Raw genomic sequence first — 16,158 nt, forward strand, 5'->3', positions numbered from 1 at the left:
ATCAACTCGCTCCCGCAGAGTTTGAACGGCGGTATTTCGAGAGGCTCGAAAATATCTAGGCTAGCCGGGTCGATTCATATTTGCGGGAAATCGATACCACAGAAAGATGGCGAAGTTGGGTTATCAGTTCTCACCAACTTCGTCATAGTCTTGCGAACCAACTTGCTAGAGCTGATTTGGGTTTAATGTTTATTGCCCATCAATTGAAACATTTATATTCTGCATTGAATGCAATACCCCCGTCAGTTACTTTGATGTATGGGAATATTGCTGATATTTCTGCTCAAAGAGCGAGGCAGACGACTAACGCATACACCGAGATTGCTTCAAGCCTTTATGATCCCGATACGCCAGTTGCTGGAGGTGGGGCTGAGGAATTCAAACAAAGAAGAAGGGTATATTTTCAAGGCATGGCCGCTCAAGGCTGGTCCAAAGAAATGCTAATGGCTCAGCTTTCAAAACAAGGTATTCCTTTTGCTAGTGTCGGCACTGGCTATTGCGGAGGTCGTAGGGATCGTTTACTGAAAGACGGGACAAAAGAGACAAGTCCCTGCATTGGTTCGCTTCAATGTAATCCAGGAAAGTGTAGCCAAGCAATTATTACATCAACGCATGTGCCTCAGTGGAAGCGAATTTATGAGCAAAATATACAGATGGCTCATGATGATGCTTTCGCTCACGCTAAAGACGTTCATTTAACTGCTGCTTTAGAAGCTAAGATGGTTCTAGAAAGTCTCGGAGAAAAAGTTGAAAATAGTTAACAAATCAAGTCTTCCTCAGGCTCTTGAAGAAAAAAATCAAGCTGACTTTATTACGGTTACAAATAGGATTTCTGATGCTTTACAGAAAATATCCTCTAATCCTAAACTCAAACCTACACAGTCAGTGCTTGCTAGATTGTCCAAGGTTAGCAGAGGTACTCTAAATAATAGAGTTTGGCCTTTAGAAAAGCTTGAAGAGATCAAAAGCCAAAGAAAAGATTTAGTAAAACTCGTTGAGAGTGAGAAAGAAAGTACAATCCCACCTCTGCCGAGCCTAAGCTTAGAAGAGCGCCTGAATTGTAGCCGTGAGGAAGTTCGCGTTTGGAAAACAAAAGCAGATCAGTATGCCAAAGACAATGAGCACTTAAGACATCTTCTTGAAGTTCAGACTAGAAGAGTCAACTTATTGCAGTCTAACCTAGAGAATTCAAACGATCCTCTTTTAAAGAATGTAATTGAGTTTAATACAATAAAACCAATTTAGATTACTTGAATTTTATAATCGGTTTAAAAGTTAATTCGCTTTCAACTTTGAATCCTAAAGAGTCAACTAAAAAAGTATCTTCGTTAGCTAATTCATAGCGATATACTATATTTTCAATTCCTTCATGAAAATATTGTGCAAGTGATACTCCTCTTAATCTTGCCAAACTCCAATCGCTTGTATTATTCAAACAGTAAGGAATAACGACGTATGCTTTGTTTATCTCATTTCCTGAAGCAAAGTCAGTTAGCTTTATAAAATCTGCGATTAAATGAGTTTTAGAAAAACTGATATCTCCAGAAACACCTTCCTCCTCTCTCACCTCACAAAGAAACCAAGGGGAATAGTCAACAAGTTCAATACTGTTTTTTTGATAAAAAGAAAAAAACATAAATGCTATCCAAATAGTAAGTCATAGATCTGAATGGTATTTAGCTAGGTCCTCTTTAACTATGGAAATCAGATATTCAAACGAATGATTCACATCCATGTTTAGATAAGTCTGGACAATCAAACTGATAGGATGGACACCTACAACTTTGGCTATATCATCAATTTTCTCTAAAGTTGGAGAAACATGACCTTTCTCAATAGAACCTATATATGTACGACTAGTACCAAAGTCTCTATGTGTAATCCCGTTTGACTTTCTAAATCCCTTCAAAGTAATTCCGAACGCAATTTTGGTATCCATATGTACTCCAGGCTGATGCTGGGAGTATAGGATATTGCGAGTTTCTCAAGAGTAGCATTACACTATATATAGTGTCAACAAATAAAATAAATTTTCGAGGTATGAAGATGACGAATTTGAATGAAGAGAGTTTTGGAATTGATTTAATCCCTAAGAGTTTAGATGACGTAATCAGAAGAAATCGAGATCAGCTTAAATTGGAGAGAGTGTCACTAAATGATTTGGTACACTTAAACTCAAATCTGAAATTTACCTGTATTAATGGCGTTATCCAAGATGCCTTTTTTTACAAACGAGTGATATCGGCACATCCAATTGAACACGTTTTTTTAGTAGGATTTATTCAAAATGATGAAGGTAAAAATGCTTATCATACCTCTCCGATAAAGTATTTCGATAAGCAAAATAATGCAGTTCTGACGGCATCAGGATCGTATTATCTTATAGAGAGTTATCTAATAGGAGAGCCAAAATTAGATTTCCTTTTGCATATTTGCAGTGTGGCTCATCGAGATAACTGGGGAGCATTTTTTGGTGTGCTTGAAGTGTTCTATTAGAAGAGAATAAGCAAACTTATAAAATGCTTGAAAAGAACTACGTGGCCGTTCTATTATATCCTAGCCCGATATAAACAGTATTCGTATGCTCATGGGGCAAGGTGCATGTAGATCTACCTTTTGCTGGCAACTTCTCAAAGCCATCTTTGGGTTCAATTAGTAAATCTGACACTCTTTAATATTAAGCCTCAACCTTGGTTACACACCATACACATCAGCTGGATTGTTTGGCACTTCGTTTTCCGCGAGAAAATTGAGGTTACTGTTTAGGAAAACGGCAAACCAAACTTGAATGGAGTGGGTGTTGGCCCTAATTAACTGGGACCAATAACTCAAACTGTTTTTAGCTTGAAGCGCCCTTATCATCTATCCACCTGGTTTGTGTTTCTGGTACAGAAAAGTATTTTCCAATCCCTGTTTTGAAAGTACTTATGAGCATTGTATGTATCTTCTAATGATTATCGTTCCCAATAAGCAATTCGGATGCCATTTTTTAACCCATTGATTTTAAGTATTTATTCCATTTTTTATATTGCATATTATGCATTTTTTGCAGAAGGACGATCCTGAGACTGCAAACTCTGCAGATTTAACATCATTGCGGTAACTGATTAATTCATAGACATTGAGGTAGAGACTCCACGCATTACCCCTCAATTGGATTCTCGTACATTTGGTTACACTGAAAAAATTGACTAATCAATAAGTTATTGTTAGATTTAAAAAAGCATGTATCAAATTTTCAGAAAATTTATGGTTTTTCTTGCGCTGATCTCAGTGATGAGTTCATCAGTGTGGGCTTTTTCGCCAGAAGTTTTGTTTGATGATGCAACGACGTCTCAAGCCGTGATGCAAGATGTGCACTTGATTAATAAGTCGCATGTTAATTCCATTTCGGATAATGAGAATGTGCCAATGCCGGAGCAGTTCTGTAATCATGCTTGCCATATCTCTGCACATATGACGGCCATTGAAACCAGTGAAATTATTAATTCACTACCAGAATTAAATACAACGATTTTCAAAATCGAATCTAAAGATCAATTCACTAATCCTGTCCTGAAAAGTCTCTACCGACCTCCTGCGCTCGCTTAATCAATTTTTCTAAGATGCCGATTTATTCGGCGTCTTGATCATTGATCTAACGAGAGAGGTCTTACCGTGTTTGAATCATCTTTTAGAAGATGGCTATTGGTTTCAATAGCTTTCTTGTCAGCCCCATCTATACAGGCTGAACCATTAACACTGGACGCAGCTTGGAATATCGCTGCCCAGAACAACCCAGATCTGAAGCGCTTGATCGCCAACCAGAGTATTCCTGCCGGCGAATTCCAGGACGCATCCGGTCCACTTTATTACAACCCAACACTGAGTTTGGAAGCCAGAACGCGCCGAATTGCGCAAACAGGTGGTTCAGACCCATATCGCGGCGAGTATGGTATTGGTGTTTCACAAACCTTTGAGATTGCAGGCCAACAAGGCTTCCGTAGACAAGCGGCCGAAGAAAGCAAAACGGCCATTAGTCAGGATATCGCTGAAGAGTACCGGCTCTTGCATGCACAATTAGAAGAGCAGTTCATTAACGTGCTTGCCGTACAAAAGCGTATAGACGTTGAAAAGCGCATTCTCAAACTCATCGAGCAGAACACCTCACTCTCACGTAAGCGAGTTAGTGCCGGCGAGGATAGTTTGCTTGATGGCAATCTGGCCATCGTGGACGCAGAACGTGCAAGAAATCAGCTAATCTCCCTCAATGAGCAACTATTGCGTGCCAGAACTCAACTGGCTGCAACACTACAGCTTAATGCAAATGACTTTCCTGAAGTCATGGGCGAGTTAACGCCAAATCAAACGCAATATACGCTGCAAGATCTTTTCAATAAGCTAGATACACGGCCAGGCATCCAGGCACTTACCAGTAAAGAGGCTTCTGCACGTTCTCGTTTAGAACTGCAAAAGAGCATGCGTTACCCAGACTTAACAGTCAGTCTGATCAATACGACCGAGGCCAGCCTGGCAGGTAGCGACAATATCTCTTCCATTGGTGTATCTATGCCTTTGCCTATTTTCCGCCGAAATGCAGCAGGTATTGGTCGGGCGTCGGCTGAACTCACTCAATCTGAAATCAATCGTGCCTCTGGCACTCGTAATGCAAAAGCGACTGTAGAGGCGGCATGGCTGCGGCGTGAAAACATCAAAGACCGTGTCAGACGTTTGGATAGCGAGGTATATCCAAAGCTCGAAGAGAATCTGAATCTATCTAAATTAGCGTTTGAAAACGGTGAAATTGGTCTGCCTCAGTTGTTAATTGTTCAAAGACAAGTTGTTGATGCACAGCGGGACATTATTGACGCTCAGAGGGAGCTTCGTCTTGTGCAGATTGAACTGGAATATATCTCTGGCTGGTTATCCCCTATCGCTGCGGCCAATCAAAACTAGGAAATAAAAATGCTAAAGTTCTTCAAAAATTTATACGTCGTAGCGCTGGCATGCTCAGTCATCATTTTCTTTATACTTTTAAGCGGGTGCAGCTCGAAAAGCAACCAAGCTGAAGGAGCAAAAACAGAACCTTCAACAGTTGCCACAGAGGCCAAGACTGACGAAGACTTAATCAAACTGAGCAACTCAGAGATTCAGCAAAGCGGTGTCACTATTGCTAAAGTCACCAAACAACCCATACAGGATCAACTCAGTTTTACGGCTAATATTCTGGCCAATCAGAACAAGCTGGCGCACGTGACGCCCCGTATTGAAGGCAAGCTGTCTAAAGTCATTGCCAATCTTGGGGATCATGTCAAAACAGGCCAGACTCTGGCTGAAATTGACAGTATCCAGATGGGTGAAGCGCGTGCCCAATTCAGAAGCTCTAAAACTGATCTAGCGCTCGCCCAAGCAAACTTCGACCGTATATCCAAGCTGTATGAGGATAAGGTTGTTCCACAAAAGCAATTTATCGAATCACAGTCAGCATTGGAGCGAGCTAAATCGGCACTTTATGCAGATTCCGAAAGATTGAGAATGTATGGCGGGCTGGGGCAGCCGAGTGGTTCTACTTACGTCTTGAAAGCACCATTCAACGGCATTGTGATTGAGAAAAATGCGGTCATTGGTGAGTTGGCTAATCCAGCAGATACTATCTTCACGATTGCCGATATGTCCACTGTCTGGATTGATGCTGATGTCCCCGAGCGAGACTTGCAATATCTTGAGGTTGGCAAAACAGCGAGTGTAACCGTGACCGCTTATCCTGATGAGGTCTTTACCGGTAAAGTAAGTTATCTATCCAGTGTCGTAGACAAAACCACGCGTACGGTGAAGGCACGTATCGAGCTCCCAAATGCAGATCAAAAACTCCGCATTGATATGTTCGCCAAAGTTGTTCTGAATCATTCTGGTACCAAGGAAGTTCTGGTCGCGCCTAATACTTCCGTTGTGATGGTCCAGGGCATACCCAATGTTTACGTTAGCGTGGAAGGTGGTTTCAAAGCAAGGGCGGTCGAACTTGGTGCTCGATATAACGAGTACGTCGAAATTAAGACAGGGCTGACTGAGGATGAAAGTATCGTTCAGACCGGTGTATACGCACTTAAAGCTCGGCAACTCAAATCACAAATCAGTGATGAGCACTAGGAGAACAGCATGTTGAATTGGATATTAGATGCTGCTCTTAAATACAAGCTGCTGGTCATTCTGGCATTTGTGGTCGTGGTTTTTTTCGGTGCAAAGGCATGGCAGGAAGTCCCTTTAGATGCTTTCCCGGATGTGACCCCTGTACAGGTAAACGTATATACAGAATCTCCCGGTCTTGCTTCTGAAGATGTTGAAAAACTCATTACCTTCCCGGTAGAGAGTTCACTGGCAGGCCTCAAAGGCATTGAGGAAATTCGTTCAGTGTCATTGTTTGGATTGTCGTATGTCAGTGTGTATTTTTCTGACACCACAGATATCCAACAGGCACGTTTCTTGGTGGGTGAGAAACTTGCTGACGCCCGCTCCAGAATGCCGGCAGGATATGGCGAACCAACGCTAGGACCTAACACTTCTGGGCTAGGCCAGGTACTTTGGTACACCTTGAAGTCTGACAAGCAATCCACCATGGATCTGCGCACATTGCATGACTGGAATGTGCGTATGGTGATGCGGACCGTCCCTGGCGTAGATGACATCACCTCCTGGGGTGGTAACGAAAAACAATTTCAGGTGCAAATTGATCCGCAAAAGTTATTCAAATATGGCCTGACATTTTCTGAAGTCATTGAGCGCTTAGTCGCTAATAACCATCAAGTCGGAGGACAGTATGTCAACATAGGTCAAGAACAGTTCTTGGTCCGTGGCTTAGGACTAGTGAAGAATAGTCGTGACATTCAGCGTATTGTTGTCTCTGAAAATCAAGGTACCCCAGTCTATGTAGAAAACATTGCCAAAGTCGTTGAAGGCGCAGGCCCTCGTTTCGGTGCTGTCACGCAAGATGGCAAAGAGGTCGTGATGGGAATGGTGCTTGCCAGAATCGGGGAGAATGCTCAGCAAGTTGTTGACGCCGCTAAAGAGAAGCTGAATCTGGTTAAGGCCACTTTGCCTAAAGGCGTGACGCTGGAAACGGTTTATGATCGCACCGCGATTATCGACAAAGCCATTCGTATGGCAGACCGCGCCATGATTGAAGGCGCATTACTAGTGATTGCCGTGTTATTCATGCTGCTTGGCGAAGTCCGCTCCGCTCTGGTCGTGGTTGTCGCCATTCCTATGGGTCGTCTGATTGCTTTTATCTTTATGGAGAAATATGGCATCTCAGCAAATTTGATGTCATTAGGCGGCCTCATCATTGGCTTGGGTATGACCATTGATGGGCCGTTAGTACTTGTTGAGAATTGCTTCAGGCGCCTGGCGCACTTCGCTGGTCAGAAGGTGGATAGATCCAGAATCGTACTGGATGCTTCACGTGAGGTGATCAATCCCATCACTTTCGGTGTACTGATCATCACTGTGGTTTTCCTGCCTATCTTTTCCTTGACTGGCTTGGAAGGGAAGCTGTTTAAGCCGCTCGCCATCAATATGACTTTCGCCATGATTGGCTCAATGATTCTGACGCTTACACTGATCCCGGTGTTGTGCTCTCTGGCATTGAAACCAAAAGAGGAGAGAGACCCTTGGCTGATACGCTTGATAAAGCCGAAGTATGTCTCACTGTTAAAGTGGTGTTTGTCACATAAAAAATTAGTCGTCGGCTCAACTGGTATTGCCTTCATAGCCGCGTTAGCGATGTTTCCATTCTTGGGTAAAGAGTTTATGCCTAACCTACAGGAGCAAGACATCCTTTTTAGAGTGACAGGTATTCCTTCCACATCGCTTGAGCAGTCTATTTCGGTCTCTGACCGTGTGGCCAAAAGCCTGAAGAAAATGCCTCAGGTGCAAAGCAGCCTGGCGATGATTGGGCGTGCCGAGAAAGGTGAAACCGCTGATGTGAACTACATGGAAATTCTGGTGCATTTAAAACCTGTAGACGCATGGCCAGAACAAATCACTTATGGCGATCTCGCACAGCAGCTCCAGGAGCAAGTTGAGAAAGATGTACCTGAAGCTGTCATTTCAGCATCACAACCTATCCAGTCGCGTGTAGAAGAGCTGATTTCAGGTGTAAGGGCGACATTATCAGCTAAAGTCTATGGCGAAGATCTTGCAACCATTGATCGCATCGCTAACCAAGTAAGAGCAGTGGTCTCCAAGGTTAACGGCGTCACTGATTTGGCTTTGGAGGCCAATATAGGCAAACCTCAACTCATTATTAATGTTGATCGTGAGGCCATTGCTCGTTATGGCATCAATGCTGATGACGTACTCCAGGTCGTGCAATCCGGGATTGGTGGCAAGCCAGTCTCTACCTTGATTGATGGTGTTAAACGATTTGCCATACAAGTATGGCTGCAGCCTGAGTATCGCAGCGATATCAGAGCGATTAACGATATTCCTATCTCTACAGCTCAAGGTGCATTGATTCCGCTGTCGCAAGTTGCAAGTGTCGATGTGGAGGAAGGCTACTCATTTGTCAGACGTGAGCAATTGCAACGTTACGCCGTCATCCAAATGGATGTTCAAAGCCGTGACATTGATGGTTTTGTTAAAGAGGCCCAGGCCGCGATCGAACAGCAAGTAAAACTCCCAAGTGGATACTGGATTCAATGGGGTGGTGCATTTGAGAACCAGCAAAGAGCAATGACTAAGCTGGCAATTATTGTGCCGCTCACGATTGGCTTGATATTCGTGCTGCTATATACAGCCTTCCATTCACTCCGTTATGCCGGGCTGATTATTGCCAACGTACCTTTTGCAGCTATCGGCGGAATTTTCTCGCTGGCGATTGCCGGGCAGTACCTTTCAGTGCCTGCGGCGATTGGATTCATCGCCGTATTCGGGGTTGCCATGCTGAACGGTATTGTTTTGGTGGAGTTTATCAACGGGTTGCGTGAAGAAGGTAAAACCGTAGATGAAGCTGTACTGGAAGGTACAACCCTCCGACTAAGGCCGGTGATGATGACAGCGATGGTTGAGATTTTCGGTCTAATTCCATTCCTACTGGCAACCGGTGTGGGCTCAGAAATCCTCAGACCACTTGCTGTTGTAGTCATCGGAGGTCTGTTAACAGCCACTGCATTAACTCTGGTTTTCCTGCCAGTTGCATACGACTGGATGGAAACAAGAAGGGAGCTCAACGAAGCCAAAATCACCAATTGATTTGGAGTTTTGGTTAATCAATCGCTTGTGCCAGGTTGCCGTTTGGGCAGCCTGGTCATCTTAAACACATGTTTCATGATTCCATCTAGGAGAACATCGTGAATAGTTCTAAAAATCATAAAAATGAAAATGTGCCGTGCCCGGACTGCATGGATAAAGGATCAACAAAGGTAGCTGGAATCTCAGAGGACTCATCACTCCACTCAGTTTCTGCAGACGATAATGCCGCAAGATTTCGTATACCTTCCATGGACTGTGCCTCAGAGGAGTCTGAAATCAGGCGTGCACTCGCTAAGATTGATGGAATTAAAAGCTTAAGATTTAATCTGGGGGCGCGGGAGTTAATCATTAATGCCGACGCTGACAGCATCCAACTTGCCGTCGAGGCAATCAAAAAGGCAGGTTTCAATTCAGAGTTAATTTCTGATGCAGAGAGTTTTGAAAGCGGTTCAGAGCTATCAAAAGGATTCTGGAATACATGGGGCAGGCCAATCAGCGGTCTAATCTTGGCTGTGATTGCTGAAGTCCTTGAGTTTGCATATCCGGATATTCAAGAAATTAAATATCTTGGAATGGCTTTAGCCAGCATATCCATCATACTCGCTGGACTGGATGTCTACGTAAAAGGCCTAAAAGCCTTCGGTGATGGCCGCTTAAACATCAATGCATTAATGACAGTTGCTGTCACAGGCGCCTTCCTCATTGGTCAATGGCCAGAGGCCGCAATGGTCATGGCGCTATATGCCATTGCAGAAGCAATTGAAGCCAAGGCCGTGGATAGAGCCAGGAATGCGATTAAGAGTTTGATGGAATTAACGCCAGAGGATGCCGAAGTTTTGCAACCGGATGGGGCTTGGAAGCGTGAATTAGTCAAAGACATCCCTATCGATGCAAAGGTACGCATTCGACCGGGGGAGCGTATTCCACTGGATGGCATCGTTATCTCTGGTCAAAGTGCAATAGATCAGTCGCCTGTTACCGGTGAAAGCTTACCGGTTGATAAATCTCCCAATGACGAGGTATTTGCAGGGACAATCAACCAGGCCGCAGAACTAGAGATTCGAATCACTTCACTTGCTTCGAATAGCACAATCTCCAGAATCATCAATGCGGTCGAGGAAGCCCAAGGGGCCCGTGCACCTACACAAAGATTTGTAGATGCATTCGCGGCATTCTATACCCCGGCGGTCTTTGTGCTTGCACTCATCGTAGCCCTCTGGATGCCATTCTTGCTGGAATGGACATGGATGAAGTCAATCTACAAAGCCTTGGTCTTACTGGTGATCGCTTGCCCATGTGCATTAGTGATATCCACCCCAGTGACTGTAGTGAGTGGCCTTGCTGCGGCAGCGAGGAGAGGAATACTCATCAAAGGTGGCGTGTATCTTGAAGAGGCACGCAAGATCAAAGCAGTCGCACTGGACAAGACCGGCACAATTACCGAAGGGAAGCCTAAGTTATCTAATTTCGAAGTATTCGATTTGCAGGCTGACTCAGCCGAATTGAAGGGCATTGCAAAAAGCTTGGCAAGCAGGTCTGACCATCCGGTCTCCAAAGCGATTGCAGAAGGTTTATCTGCGCAGGCAAAGGAGGTAAAAAACTTCAAAGCTATTGCAGGACGCGGCGTCCAAGGCCGAATAGCAGATACTACTTACTTCCTGGGTAATCATCGATGGATTGAAGAGCTTGAACTCTGCACTCCAGAAATTGAAGCTCAATTATCAATATTGGAAAACACTGGTCGTACAGTCAGTTTGTTAGCTACTACCGAAAAGGTGCTGGCAGTTTGTGCGGTTGCCGATACGATCAAAGCCTCCTCCAAAGCAGCAGTTTCAGAACTAATATTACTTGGTGTCACGCCAATTATGTTGACCGGGGATAATGCGGCCACAGCAAAAACGGTCGGTGTCCAGGCGGGTATTACTGAGGTAAAAGGTAATCTTTTACCAGAAGATAAATTGAAGGAAATTGAATCTCTTCAGAAACAATTCGGTGTGACCGCCATGACCGGTGATGGAATCAATGACGCCCCATCTTTAGCAAGGGCAGACATCGGTTTTGCAATGGGCGCTGCTGGCACGCACACCGCGATGGAAGCAGCGGATATTTTAGTTATGAATGATGATTTACGTAGGCTACCTGAAACTATTCGACTCTCAAAACAAACGCACGCCATTCTTTGGCAGAACATCGTACTCGCCTTAGGCATCAAGTTTGTATTTTTGTTTTTAGCTTTATTTGAAAATGCATCCATGTGGATGGCCGTATTTGCGGATATGGGAGCAAGTTTGATAGTGGTGTTTAATGGCTTGCGACTGATTACTTTCAAACCTAAGTCAAAAAGCTGATTTCGGAAATAATTGCTAATGATATTCACAGCTAATCATTTGTCGAAGCATTTTAGGGAGAGAAAAGATGTTGCTCAAAAAGTTGGATGAAGAATTGAATTTGCAGCAGGCTGCTTTACGGATACGTAGTCAGCGCCAAGAGTTACTTGCTTCTAACATTGCAAATGCCGATACACCACAATATAAAGCGAAAGACATAGATTTTAAAGCGGCAATGCAATCTGCGATGCAGCAAATGTCAGGTAAAAATCCAACAGGCCAACATGCAGGCCTGTTGCAGCAGACTAATGAATCACATTTAAACGCGGTGAAAACCAATTCGGGAGATACCCTATACCGTTCTTTAGTACAAGGCTCTGTAGATGGTAATACGGTAGACATGGATGTTGAACGAAATGCCTATGTGGACAATGGAATTCGCTATGAAGCCGGGTTAACTTTTGTGACGGACAAACTTAAAGAAGTGATGGCTGCAATTAATGGCAATGGCTCGTAAGTTTGCCGCTAACCATAAGATAAAGGGATAACATAAATGGCTAATGTGCCCTCTCTCAAAATACATCCGGAAGCAATATTTGCCATACTAGCTGCCATTTTATTTGGTTTGGCGACGCCTGTCGCCAAGCTTCTAATTGGTGATGTTTCACCACAAATGTTGGCTGGATTATTGTATTCAGGGAGTGGGATTGGCCTATTACTCCTATATGCGCTAATTCGCTTGTTTAAACAAAATAATAGTGAACACCTCTCTATACAGGCATCAGATCTATCCTGGCTATCAGGGGGTATTTTATTTGGTGGCGTACTTGCACCTTTGTTGCTTATGCAGGGTTTGCGCGCTACACCCGCCTCTATGGCGTCACTATTACTTAATCTGGAAAGTGTTTTCACTGCGCTGATGGCCTGGCTCATATTCAAGGAGCACTTTGATCGGCGAATTTTGATTGGGATGACTTGCATTTTGGTGGGCAGCCTATTGTTATCATGGCCTAAACAGCTCAGTTCAGCTTTTCCATTTGACACCTTGGCCATCGTGGGTGCCTGCGCTTGCTGGGCGATTGATAATAACCTTACCAGGAAGATTGCAGCAAATGATGCCCTTCTAATTGCTTGTATCAAAGGGTTAGTGGCTGGTTTGATTAATCTGGGAATTGCATTAAGCCTTGGTAATGCTTTACCTGTCTTTACCGTAGGTATGAGTGCCGCCGCGATAGGCTTTCTCAGCTATGGGGTTAGTCTCGTATTATTTGTTATGTCTTTGCGGCTCATTGGCACTGCCAGAACAGGAGCATATTTTTCTGTTGCTCCATTTGTTGGTGTAGCTTGCTCTTTTCTATTGCTTCATGAGCAACCTGATACCTTGTTCTGGTTGGCTACCTGTTTAATGCTGATTGGAGTTTGGCTCCATTTAACCGAGCATCATGCTCATCTGCATCATCACGAAGAATTACTACATCAACATAGTCATTTTCACGATGAACACCATCATCACACTCATGAGTTCGATTGGGATGGAGGCGAACCACATGTGCACCCACATGAGCATAAGAACTTAAGTCATAGTCACCCGCATTTTCCAGATATGCATCATCAACATAAGCACTAATTTCTAGATCAAATAGTACGATAATGTGAAATGCTACCCTGAACTCAATCCAAATATTGGACTTCACCGCTTTAATAGGCGATTATGATATTCAATTTCAAGCCAACTTGACTGAACGAAGTAAACCCAATATTTTTCTGATAACAACTGACCCATAGTATATAGTGGCTTGACCACTCTGACCTTTGGGGGAAAGCCAGCGAACGCTAGTTTTTTCATTTTTAGCTGCCTGCCTTGGCTAAGATTATAATTTTTCAAATAGGAGATCTCATTCCATTGTGCACTTCTTGTCACCATGCGGCCCACAACGGAGGCGTTGTTTGATCTAGCTTAAAGCCTAAACTGACCTGATTCTTTAATTTAGAATAAAATCAGTTGACCTTCCAATTGTAGGAAGCTTTAGACTGATTTGCATCTAATACAAGTTTCGGATTATGAGCATGTCTAAAAAGACTTTAAGTGATGCCATTCAAGATATTTCCCTCCCCATTGAAGGGATGACATGTGCCAGCTGCGTTGGTCGTGTTGAAGCCGCCTTAACAAAAGTCCCTGGGGTAAAAAATGTCTCAGTTAACCTCACAACCGAGCGAGCGACGATTCAAGCTACCGAAGGTGTTGATCCCACTGCCTTGATCGAAGCTGTTCATAAAACTGGTTATGAAGTTCCAACATCCAAGATAGAACTCAATGTGATTGGCATGACCTGTGCGTCATGTGTTGGTCGTGTTGAGAAAGCCCTCAGATCTGTACCGGGAGTTTTTGAAGCAACAGTTAACTTGGCCACTGAGCGTGCATCAGTTATTGGTTCTGTCGGCCCCGCAGAATTGATTTCCGCGATTGAGCGTATTGGTTACGAAGCTAAGATCATTGACTCTCTATCCTCCTTACAAGGTGTAGCCGAGAGTCAAAAAGAAGTTGAACTGCTTAAATTGAAGCGAGACCTCATACTGGCAGCAGCACTGTCGTTACCAGTATTTCTCATGGAAATGGGTGCGCATTTGATACCAGGTGTGCACGAGTTAATTATGGACACTATCGGCATGAAACCTAGTTGGTACATGCAGTTTGTGTTGACTGCTCTGGTACTGGCTTTCCCTGGTAGACGCTTTTACCAGAAAGGCTTTCCTGCGCTACTTAGGCTTGCCCCTGACATGAACTCACTCGTCGCGGTAGGTACTGCTGCGGCCTTTGGATATTCCATCGTCGCGACCTTCGCCTCCGGACTGTTACCGGAAGGAGCTGTCAATGTCTATTATGAAGCGGCTGCAGTCATCGTCGTTTTGATATTACTTGGCCGATTTTTGGAGGCACGTGCCAAGGGGCGTACTTCCGAAGCAATCAAGCGACTGGCTAAAATGCAGGTCAAAGAAGCGCATGTGATGCGCAATCATCGCTTTTTGGATGTCCCTATCAATGAAGTGGTGCTCAATGATGTGCTCGAAGTTCACCCCGGTGAAAGAGTGCCGGTAGATGGTGTAGTCACCAATGGTAGAAGCTTCGTTGATGAATCCATGATCACTGGAGAACCTATTCCTGTCGAGAAGACCATGGGTAGTTCTGTAGTCGGCGGCACCGTCAATCAGAAAGGGATTTTGGAGATGCGTGCGACAGCCGTAGGTCATCAAACCATGCTGGCTCAGATCATACGTATGGTGGAACAGGCACAAGGGTCTAAGCTACCAATACAGGCGCTCGTAGATAAAGTGACTATGTGGTTTGTACCTGCTGTCATGGGCGCTGCTTTGCTCACATTTATCAGCTGGATGATCTTTGGTCCATCCCCTGCGTTGACCTTCGCATTAGTGAATGCAGTTTCCGTGTTGATCATTGCTTGTCCATGTGCCATGGGTTTGGCCACACCGACTTCAATCATGGTTGGAACGGGGCGAGGTGCCGAGCTAGGCGTATTGTTCAGAAAAGGCGAAGCATTACAGTTACTCAAGGATGCCAAAGTGGTTGCAGTTGACAAGACCGGTACGCTAACAGAGGGACGGCCAGTGCTGACCGACCTTGAAGTTGCTGAGGGCTTTGAGCGTGACAGCCTTTTAGCAAAAGTCGGGGCAGTGGAATCTAAATCTGAGCATCCGATTGCCCGCGCTATTGTGGCCGCTGCTACTGAAAATGGACAATCGCTACCGTCTTTAACAGACTTTGAGTCTGTGACCGGCATGGGCGTAAGGGCACTTGTGGAGGGGAGTCTCGTTGAAGTGGGCGCTGATCGATTCATGCGACAACTGGGGTTAGATTTGAACGTCTTTGGGCTAACTGCTGAGCGATTAGGTCAAGAAGGTAAGTCACCCTTATACGCCGCTATTAATGGTCAGTTGGCTGGCATTATTGCAGTCGCCGACCCTATAAAAACCTCTACACCAGGAGCGATTGCCGCACTGCATCAGCTGGGGCTCAAAGTGGCTATGATTACTGGGGATAATGCCAAGACCGCGCATGCAATCGCCCGCCAGCTTGGCATTGATGAAGTCATTGCTGAGGTCATGCCAGAGGGGAAAGTTGACACTATACGCCGCTTGAAAGCTACTTACGGACAGATCGCTTTTGTCGGGGATGGCATTAATGATGCACCCGCGCTGGCTGAAGCAGATGTGGGCCTGGCAATCGGGACCGGTACAGATATCGCTGTAGAATCAGCAGATGTCGTCTTAATGTCTGGCAATCTGCAAGGAGTGCCAAATGCGATTGCTTTATCCAAAGCGACCATAGGCAATATTCATCAAAACCTGTTCTGGGCATTTGCCTATAACACGGCTTTGATTCCGGTAGCGGCTGGGGCACTTTATCCTGCCTGGGGCTTATTACTTTCACCAGTATTTGCTGCAGGAGCAATGGCCTTGTCGAGCGTGTTCGTTTTAGGGAATGCCTTGCGCTTACGGACTTTCAAACCACCTTTAGTCGAATTAAACAGCCGTTAAAATCAATAGCATAAATAATGCTTGACCTTACCATTGTTGGAAGCTTTAAGCT

Annotated in this window: 13 protein-coding genes; 11 read left to right on the forward strand and 2 right to left on the reverse strand. The window is 44.6% G+C overall.

The genetic code is table 11. The features are described 5' to 3' along the window. Window positions 1-185 precede the first annotated feature (185 nt). Complete coding sequence (locus tag INP78_RS08330; protein WP_194741761.1) at window positions 186-761, forward strand: hypothetical protein; 576 nt, start codon at window positions 186-188, stop codon at window positions 759-761. Further along, window positions 748-1,245, forward strand: a complete 498-nt coding sequence (locus INP78_RS08335; RefSeq protein WP_194741762.1) for a hypothetical protein — start codon at window positions 748-750, stop codon at window positions 1,243-1,245. Before INP78_RS08330 ends, INP78_RS08335 begins: the two co-directional genes overlap by 14 nt. A gap of 1 nt (window position 1,246) precedes the next feature. Here the strand turns inward: INP78_RS08335 and INP78_RS08340 are convergent, their stop codons facing one another. Beyond that, window positions 1,247-1,636 carry a hypothetical protein gene (locus tag INP78_RS08340; protein ID WP_194741763.1) on the reverse strand — a complete coding sequence of 130 codons (390 nt, stop codon included), beginning with the start codon at window positions 1,634-1,636 and terminating at the stop codon, window positions 1,247-1,249. A 21-nt stretch (window positions 1,637-1,657) separates the two neighbouring features. Beyond that, entirely contained in the window at window positions 1,658-1,939 is a 282-nt protein-coding gene (locus INP78_RS08345) for a helix-turn-helix domain-containing protein (protein WP_194741764.1), read from the reverse strand. A gap of 107 nt (window positions 1,940-2,046) precedes the next feature. On the opposite strand from INP78_RS08345, the gene INP78_RS08350 reads away from it, so the two are divergent. The 9 genes from INP78_RS08350 to INP78_RS08390 all read left to right on the forward strand — a co-directional run bounded on the left by INP78_RS08350 (window position 2,047) and on the right by INP78_RS08390 (window position 16,106). Then, window positions 2,047-2,496 carry a hypothetical protein gene (locus INP78_RS08350; RefSeq protein WP_194741765.1) on the forward strand — a complete coding sequence of 150 codons (450 nt, stop codon included), beginning with the start codon at window positions 2,047-2,049 and terminating at the stop codon, window positions 2,494-2,496. A gap of 729 nt (window positions 2,497-3,225) precedes the next feature. Then, entirely contained in the window at window positions 3,226-3,591 is a 366-nt protein-coding gene (locus tag INP78_RS08355) for a hypothetical protein (protein WP_194741766.1), read from the forward strand. 66 nt (window positions 3,592-3,657) lie between these two features. Further along, window positions 3,658-4,935: a TolC family protein gene (locus INP78_RS08360; RefSeq protein ID WP_368667977.1), complete on the forward strand. Its 1,278-nt coding sequence runs from the start codon at window positions 3,658-3,660 to the stop codon at window positions 4,933-4,935. A gap of 9 nt (window positions 4,936-4,944) precedes the next feature. Beyond that, window positions 4,945-6,126: an efflux RND transporter periplasmic adaptor subunit gene (locus INP78_RS08365; RefSeq protein WP_194741767.1), complete on the forward strand. Its 1,182-nt coding sequence runs from the start codon at window positions 4,945-4,947 to the stop codon at window positions 6,124-6,126. A 9-nt stretch (window positions 6,127-6,135) separates the two neighbouring features. Continuing rightward, a complete protein-coding gene (locus tag INP78_RS08370; RefSeq protein WP_194741768.1) occupies window positions 6,136-9,225 on the forward strand; it encodes an efflux RND transporter permease subunit in 3,090 nt (1,029 codons plus the stop codon). A gap of 98 nt (window positions 9,226-9,323) precedes the next feature. After that, window positions 9,324-11,573, forward strand: coding sequence for a heavy metal translocating P-type ATPase (locus tag INP78_RS08375; protein ID WP_368667978.1), 2,250 nt, complete (start codon window positions 9,324-9,326; stop codon window positions 11,571-11,573). A 67-nt stretch (window positions 11,574-11,640) separates the two neighbouring features. Then, window positions 11,641-12,069, forward strand: a complete 429-nt coding sequence (gene flgB / locus INP78_RS08380; RefSeq protein WP_194741769.1) for a flagellar basal body rod protein FlgB — start codon at window positions 11,641-11,643, stop codon at window positions 12,067-12,069. A 36-nt stretch (window positions 12,070-12,105) separates the two neighbouring features. Further along, the gene (locus tag INP78_RS08385; RefSeq protein WP_194741770.1) at window positions 12,106-13,179 is read left to right on the forward strand and encodes a DMT family transporter; all 1,074 of its coding nucleotides are present in this window, start codon (window positions 12,106-12,108) and stop codon (window positions 13,177-13,179) included. Window positions 13,180-13,619: 440 nt separating this feature from the next. After that, window positions 13,620-16,106 carry a heavy metal translocating P-type ATPase gene (locus INP78_RS08390; RefSeq protein ID WP_228522760.1) on the forward strand — a complete coding sequence of 829 codons (2,487 nt, stop codon included), beginning with the start codon at window positions 13,620-13,622 and terminating at the stop codon, window positions 16,104-16,106. Window positions 16,107-16,158: the final 52 nt, after the last annotated feature.

The sequence above is a fragment of the Methylophilus sp. 14 genome (assembly GCF_015354345.1).
Taxonomy (GTDB): domain Bacteria; phylum Pseudomonadota; class Gammaproteobacteria; order Burkholderiales; family Methylophilaceae; genus Methylophilus.